This is a genomic window from Bacteroidales bacterium, from assembly GCA_031275285.1.
Lineage (GTDB): Bacteria > Bacteroidota > Bacteroidia > Bacteroidales > UBA4181 > JAIRLS01.
The window spans coordinates 1-8,428 of record JAISOY010000101.1 but is presented as its reverse complement, the minus strand read 5'-3'; the positions used below and the strand labels follow the sequence as shown (position 1 = coordinate 8,428).

Sequence of the window (8,428 nt, the reverse complement as noted above, 5' to 3'; positions counted from 1 at the left end):
AATTCGATTTACCTTGTATCTGAACAGTTTGATAAATGGGTCCGTTAACACCTGCATTGATACGGATATCCGTCAAACCGTTACGTTGGTAATCGGTCAATGTATAGCGTTCCATTTGCTGGCGGTTCCCCAAGGTTTCATATACAAAGGCCCCCAGTTGCCATGGCGATTGGGAATCAACCATTTCCAACTGTAATTTTTTATCGAATAAACTTTTTATACTGCCGGTTTGCGGATCAAATTTTATGCTGAAATAATCATTCTCCACCTGATCATCAACCATTGATGAGGCAGGTAATGCCTGACGGTTATTTTTATCAACTATGATGCGGAATGTTTTGTATCCCATCGGCGGGATATTTTCGGCATAAATATCATAATATGTTCCTTCGTTCCGCGAACGTAATGGCTGGGTTTTTAATTCCATACCGGTTTCATCTATAATTTTGAATGCGCGGTTATGGGGTATGATTTCATGGTCGATATATAATTCCACCATTCCCGAGCGATTCCAGTTCAATGTATTGTAGAATGTTACGGTCGGATGCTCACCGCGCTGAATGAACGGTTGCAACAAACCTATGGAAGTTTCATACATGATCTGGGCGTTTTTTAGCGCTTCCCAGGCATACGAAGCTTTTTCGGCCCATTGTACCTGGCTGTTGTCACATGTTGGATCCCAAATACTTTCGGCAGCCCCATAAGTATGTTCATCATAAAACAAAAGATTTTCGTGTATGTGTTGTATTTTATCATAAATATGCGAAGGTAACGACTGTCCTTTCATTGCAGCCATCGAGAGCAACCCCTGGATGGTGATCATATCGGAATGTGTTTTCCTGGAAGCTCCTGTTTCGCGCGCTGCCGAACCAAAACCATCCGTCCACCAGTCGGGATAAGCAACACGATATACCGGCAACTGATCATCATATTTAGCTGTCACATAATCCATGAATTCATGAAAAACGGCACTCCGCAGCTTGGGTGTTGCATATTTATTGTTCCAGTCGCGAATTACATCACATTCTTTCATCGAAGGTGGAGAGTTATCGGTATGATATCCCGAATACTGTACGGAGACCGCATCAAACGGGTATCCTTTTGCATCAAGGTTGTCAAGATACCGGAAAACATTCGGCGCCATGGCTTCATAACCAACTTTGTCGATACCCCAGCCATTAGCCGTCATATAATGGTCGGAACGGAACGAATAAACCTGTTTCCCGGACGGCGATTCCCATTTATACAATGTTGGCCTGTCGAACGGGATAAGCGCACGATGTCCGTTTTCACCCATCGAAAAGTATTTGATGCCGAGATCCGGCATATAGTCGGCCAAACACCATGCAATGCCGTTCACATCATTTTGCATGGCCGTTACCACGGGAATCCCCAATTGCTTAAATTCCCCGATAGGTTCCAGAAAGGTTTTGAATGAATTTTCATCTACAATTTCAGACATGTTGAAAAACATACCGGTGACTTCAATCTGTCCGTTTTTGACGTATTTCAGAAATTTCCCGATTTGTTCCTCCGGGCGGTTTTTCAGATACTCCCTGACAGCCCAGGAAGCTTCACAGGTCCATCTGAATTTTGAATCATCAGGATAATTTTCCGTAAGTTCACAGTATTCCACAGCATAGTCGATATACCGGATATGTTCGGCCAGTATTTCTGTCTGGGGTTTGGTATAACCGATATCGGTATGGGTATGCTGAACCAGGTAAACTGTCCACTTTTTCACAGGATATGCTTTAACTGTAAGTTGTCCTGCTATTTTTGATTTTACGGATAACGCTATTTCGATATTTGTTTCCTTCTTTGCTTCCGCTACACTGGTTTCAATGGAATTAACACCGCTATTGAGTGTTATTTGCTCATAATTTTTCCCATCAATGACGATATTTGCTTTTTGTGGTTTCCCCCAGTTGGCAATCTGGAGAACAACCGGTTGGCGAAGTTCCCGGTTTTCACCATAAATTAATCCCGGCTTAACTTCCGCACCAAACATGTTAATTCCATCGGTTAGTTTCCCCGGTTCCAATTGATAAGCAGTGAGCAGGCTGATATTATCGAATACCGCCCAGCTTCCCGATTTTGAGCGTATTACAATCAGGTTGTTACCTTTTTTCAATACATGGTCGGGAATATCGACTACGGTTGACAAAGCGACAGGATTTACCCTCCGGTTATTGAAATACTGCTGGTCGTTACCGGCCGGCGCCCGCATTTCCACTTTATATCCGTTCACCATAATATCCAGTAAAGGCGCCGAAGGATGCGTTTCCACAAAATTCAGTTCCAGGCGTGCCCTGCACGGAGCAGATATATCCTTTATGCCAAACCGGATAACCATCTGCTTTGGAGTGCTTCCAGCCCAAACATCCTGAGGACCGGGCAAAATAAAAGGAAAATCGGTTGCGGGTTTATTTTTCCCCACTTCATATACTACAGCTCCTTTTCCGAATTTTTCGGGAAATGCAGCATAATTATATGGTCCAAGGGCAAATTCTTCCGCACTTTTATCTTTTTGCCCGATCTGCCAGAAAACAGGCATGGACTGAGAAAATCCTTTTAAAACGAACAAGAAGATTAATACCAAATAGATAGCTATTCTTTTCATGATGATTTTATTTAGAGATTATATCTGCGACAACAGGTAAATGATCTGACGGATAGTAGGGTATTTCCCTGTAATCGGTTAATACGGCATATTTATTTACATCAAAATGTTTGCTGACAAATACATAATCGATCCGGTTGGAAACCGGGTTTGAGAATTGATTGGTAAATGTTCCTTCCGGCCCGTAAGGTGGCTGTTTTGAAGCATTTCTGGCATCATTCAAAAAACCCGAAAAAGCGCCGATTTGTTCCGTTTCAGGTGTGGAATTGAAGTCACCGGTACATATAACCTGGCAATCTTCAGCTATTTCATTTATTTTTTGAATCATAAGCTTTACCGATTCATGGCGCGCAATAACGCCCTGATGGTCTAAATGTACATTAAAAAAATAAAACTCATTTTTCGTTTCGTTATCTTTGAATTTTATCCAAGAACAAACCCTGTTAAATCCGGCATCCCAACCTTTACTTGGTTTATCCGGCGTTTCGCTTAACCAGAAATTTCCCGAATCAAGAACCGAAAACTTGTCTTTTTTGTAAACAATAGCAGAATATTGTCCGTCCCGTTTACCATCCTGAAGTCCGGCACCGAAGTAAGCATACCCGGAATGTTCGCATAACTCCTGTAACATCGGGTACAATCCTTCCTGTGTACCTGCAATGTCAATGTCGTGGTATTTGATCAACGACTTAACAGCATCTTTCCTGTTCGGCCAGGCATTAGCTCCGTCATTGGGTGTGTCGAAACGGATATTATATGAAGCCACCCTCAGTTTATATGGTTTATTCCCTTTGGTTTTGCCTATCTGCTGGGATATCTTTGCATTCCAATCTGTTTTGGGCTCTGCACCCATCTCAAAGACCAGTTTTCCTCCATTTGTAATGTCTTTGAAATAAATACGGGGTTCACGTAGCGGTTTTCCATTGAGATGTGCAGACTGAATATATTTATTCTCCGGCGAATTATTGATGGCTTCAATAATAAACGTTTTTCCGGAATAGTAATCAGCATCCAGCCGGATGGTAATTTTATCGAAGAGAGGAGAAGTAATTTCCACCATCGGATCGACGGAAACGCCGCCATCCATTTCGAAAAAGCCCATGGCGCTCATTACAAACCAGGCGCCCATCTGTCCCTGGTCTTCATCGCCTTCCCAGCCTTGCAGCGGTGTATGTCCGTAATATTTGTCCATTATGGCGCGTGAATATTTTTGCGTTAACCATGGTTTACCCGAAAAATTGAACAAAAATGCCGCCTGCATATTGATCTCATTCCCATGGTTGATATAATATTCGGCCGATTGTCCGCCGGTGTGGTCGAAGACATGTGCTGCAAACCTGTGCTTCTCCGATTTTTCGAATCCTGTGGTCAAACGCTTGTTGAATTCATCGGCGCCGATATATTTCACTAAACCCGGAATATCGTGCGGCACGTACCATGAATATTGCCAGGAATTCCCCTCTATGAATCCCCCGGCTGAAAAACGGTCGAAGTTATCTTTCCAGCTCCCGTCGGCATGACGCTGGCGAACGTATTTCGTTGCCGGATCGAAACAGTTCCGGTAATTCTGCGAACGTTTGAGAAAATATTCGTAATCTTTCTTTTTGCCGAGCGCTTTGGCCATTTGCGCCACACAATAATCATCATAGGCATAATCCAGTGTTTTCGAAATCACATCTTTCTCATAAGGCATAAATCCCAGTTCCACATAAGTATTCAAATTAGGATTTCCTGCAAAACCTCCGCAGGGATGGTTCACTCCTTCGGCAGTCATGGTATGTTTCATGGCCTGATATGCTTTTTCCGCATCGAAATTGCGGATTCCTTTCTGGTAAGCAGCCGCCATCAAAGCCAGTTCATGGGAGCCTTCCATTATAGCAGAGTATTCGATCCCTGCAGGACCTTTACATGTCCAGCCCGTACGTTCGTACATCTCGATCTGTGTATGCACCATGTCGTTCATTACACCGGGCGTAATCAGCGACCACAAACCGTTGCAATTCCAGAAAGTGTTCCAGAAAGCATCGCCACTATACATATGTCGCTGCGTTGCTGCAACTTTTGCTACGTTTTCGCAGGCATCGCGGTATTCGCCGTTGACATCTTCCATCATGGTACGCGCACTGTACGAACGATACAGATTGGTGTAAAACTTAATTTTATCTGTTTCGTTCTTACCTTCAATCTGAATTTTGGATAACAGATTGTTCCAGACAGCCTGTGCATTTTCAACTACAGCGTCAAAATTCCAGTTAAAGGGGGCGAGCTCTTTATCCAGGTTCAACCGTGCATTATCGATACTGACGAACGAAATTCCCGACTGGACAAGTATCTGTTCCCCATCCGACGTGTTGAACGCTACAAATGCGCCGACATTATCCTTACCCCTTATGCCGCTGCAATCCGGTTGTATATTGCCGTTTTCAAAACCATTCAACGATTTGAACGGTTTACTGAAGCGGATCACAAAATGCAGCGTATATTCATTGAACCGCGACCACGGTCCTGATTGAGATTGGACATAACCTTCTATTTCCGTGCTGCTTACTTTCTTAATTTCAGCATCGTGAACGTCAAAGCTGTAATCCCATTCGGTGGGAAATTTCAGATTTATCATAACACGTGATGTGCTATCTTCAGGATATGTATACCGCTGAAAACCGCACCTGTCGGTTGTTGTAAGTTCCGCTGTAATACCATAATCGAACAAAAAAGCTGAATAATATCCCGGCTTTGCTGTTTCCTTCTCTTTGATGATACGGGAATGGTATCCTGAATTTGCTCCCTTGAAAGGATCGGAAACCCGACCGGGGCTTAGTTTCAAATCGCCATTGACAGGCATCATGGACAAACCACCCATCGTCCATTCGTGTATATGGCTGAATCCACTTATCATATTGTTGGTGTATTCATAACCGCCCATCCACACGTCGTCCTGATTGTCGGGGCTCAACTTCACCATACCGAAAGGCATGGTGGGCCCGGGAAACAACATCCACCGCGAATTGGACATGCCTATCATCACATCCACATAATCAACAGGACGTTTTCTTTGCTGGGCATTAGAGGCTACCCATATATTCAATAAAGAAACAAGTATGATAAACTTTCGTACAAACATTGTATTTAAGAAATATGAAACAATTAATATTATATTTTCTGAACGTAATCCATTTGATCAATGCGACTTAAAGAAACAACAAATAGCACTGAGTGCTTATTTATTTTATTCTGTCTTTAAATTCACTGGCGGGAACGTTTCCACTCCCCATTCTTTATCCGGTTCGTTGCCTAACCATAATTCCAGTTCACCGCCTGCAGCAAACTGCTCATGTGTGAACCAAAAGTTATTTAATGGTTTGCCGTTTAGCTGCGCTTTTTGAATATAACAGTTTTCATCCGAATTATTATATGTTTTGATCACAAATTTTTTTCCTTTATAATATTCATTGTTCAAACGGATCGTTATCTTATCGAATACCGGAGAAGTAATTTCGTAGTAAGGTGTTAACGATTCTGTACCGATGATACTGAACAAGCCTATTGACATCAGTGCACTGACACCACCCATTTGTCCCTGATCTTCATCATGTCCGCCGTAACCCAGATCGGGTGTAACTCCGCCATAAGCCTGTTCATTAACCCTACGTACCCAATACTGGGTAAGCCACGGAGCATTTGCATAGTTGAAAACATGTGCGTTGGAGCAACCCGGTTGATTGGCATAACTCACATAGCCTTTGCTGTAACTATACACAAAATCACTTTCCCTTGAGCGCTCGAATGCTTCATTTAACTTTTTGCACAGCTCCGCATTTCCGCCCATCAGTTTTGCCAGTCCGGGTATATCATGCGAAACACCCCAGGTTGCCTGCCATGCATTTGCTTCGACATACCCCCATGCTTCCAACGGATCGGTATGTGTATATTTACCTTCATGATTCTTGGGAAACAACAGTTTGTGGTTCGGTTCGTAACAACTCTTCCATGAAGCCGAACGTTTCATAAAATACTGGTAATCGTCTTCCTTATTGAGTTTTTTCGCCATCTGCGCTACCGCCCAATCCTGGAAAGCAGCCTCAATATTAATCCCGGCATTATTGGGCCACCATCCTTTTTCGATATAAAAACGAAGATCATCTGCAAAATAAACGCCTCCTCCCATCATTCCCCCGGGATGATGGTTTTTCCTGATCATCTGGAAAGCGTTTTCAAGATCGGTCCGGGTCAGGATATTTTTCATATAGGCGCTGACAATAAGATTGGTTGAAGGACAACCGGTCATAATGTAGGTATAGCCTCCTCCGGCAGGCCCTCGGGGAAGTAATCCTCCGTTGTTGGCATAAGCAACCATGGAAGAAGCCATCTCGTCTTGTATTTCGGGCCAGGCCAAACCCCAAAGCACATTCAGGTTCCATTGTGTAAGCCAGAAAGCATCGGAATTGTACATGGCATGCTTTTTCGAATTTTTAATCTTGAAAACCGCATCGGTTAAATATCCGTGAATTCCATGCCGGGGGCCTTCCGTCCTGTCGGGATAATCGCCCGATACGTCGCTTATCTTCTGGCGTCCGAGCAGAACATGCCATAAATCCGTATAAAATTTTATCCGTTGATCGGGCCTGCCGCCTTCCACTTCAATGCGGTCCAGCCATTCATTCCATGTATTGCGGCTTTCGGCAACCATCCGGTCGAAATCCCATGAAGTACATTCTGCCTGCAGGTTCTTCCGTGCATTTTCGACATTCGTATAAGAAACAGCGATCTTCATCTTCAACTGCTCTCCGGCTTTCATGTCGAAGCAAGGAGCAATGCCGCCAAGGCTGTCGCTTCTCATTGATGCTATATTTTTCCGGAATTCCGTTTCTTCCCAGCCATTCAACGTATGGTATGACTTGTCGAACTGTACCACAAAAAAGAGTTTGACATCAACCGGACCGACATTGTAAGCCCTGTCTACCGAACTCACGGAACCTTCAAATTCCGTATCGCTGATTTTCACCACTTCCGCATTAGCCATGCGACTGTTGCCGAGATGCCCGCCCAGGCTCAGCAGTATCTGGGCAGCAGCATCTTTTGTATAGGTAAAACGATAAAAGCTGACCCTGTCGGTTGAGGTCTGTTCTACCCAGGTATGGTATTTATTCAGGTAAACCCGATGGTATCCGGGCTGGACTATTTCATCATCGTGTTTAAAATCCGATTTCCAGAGTTGTTCTCCTTTCGTCGGGTCGACACCGGCCAATGTGGGCATCAGGTTAATTCCCGAAATAGTCCACGAATGGATTTGGGGAAATCCCAAGATATCTGTCGATCGATGGGCATAACCGCCGCCGCCGTTGTTCCAGTTAATGGTCATCGGCGCTGCACTGACCAGCCCGAAAGGCCGCGAGCCTGTAATGAAAAAGAAAAAACGCCCGCGATTAGTTTCAATATACGGGTCGACCCACGAAACCGGATCGGGATACTGACGGCCCGACGGAAAAACTTCGATTTCGGAGAGACCGGGATTTTTTCCACCTTCCAATATTTCGAAGCGCACATAACCGGTTTGCCGCTCCGTAAATTCAACCGCTTTTGCCGTTCCGTCTCCGGGCAATTCCACTTCGATGCTGCTACCGTCGCTGAATTTCAACAGACCTTTGGATACGCGGCCTTCTTCTGCAGGAAAATTGTATATCACTATTTTGCCGATCCATTGGGGGTTTTTCCATTGAAGCTGTACCCATGCATTTTTATCTTTAGCACGCCAACATCCTTTATTCTCCACAGCCATTATCATATCCGTGATATTGGCAGCCCTGT

At 44.2% G+C, this 8,428-nt stretch carries 3 protein-coding genes; all 3 read right to left on the bottom strand.

Features of this window, described 5'->3' with window-relative positions:
- A partial coding sequence (locus LBQ60_10980) for a hypothetical protein (GenBank protein MDR2038434.1) occupies window positions 1-2,623 on the bottom strand: 2,623 nt, incomplete at its 3' end.
- A gap of 7 nt (window positions 2,624-2,630) precedes the next feature.
- Entirely contained in the window at window positions 2,631-5,744 is a 3,114-nt protein-coding gene (locus LBQ60_10975) for a GH92 family glycosyl hydrolase (protein ID MDR2038433.1), read from the bottom strand.
- 105 nt (window positions 5,745-5,849) lie between these two features.
- Window positions 5,850-8,399: a GH92 family glycosyl hydrolase gene (locus tag LBQ60_10970; protein MDR2038432.1), complete on the bottom strand. Its 2,550-nt coding sequence runs from the start codon at window positions 8,397-8,399 to the stop codon at window positions 5,850-5,852.
- Window positions 8,400-8,428: the final 29 nt, after the last annotated feature.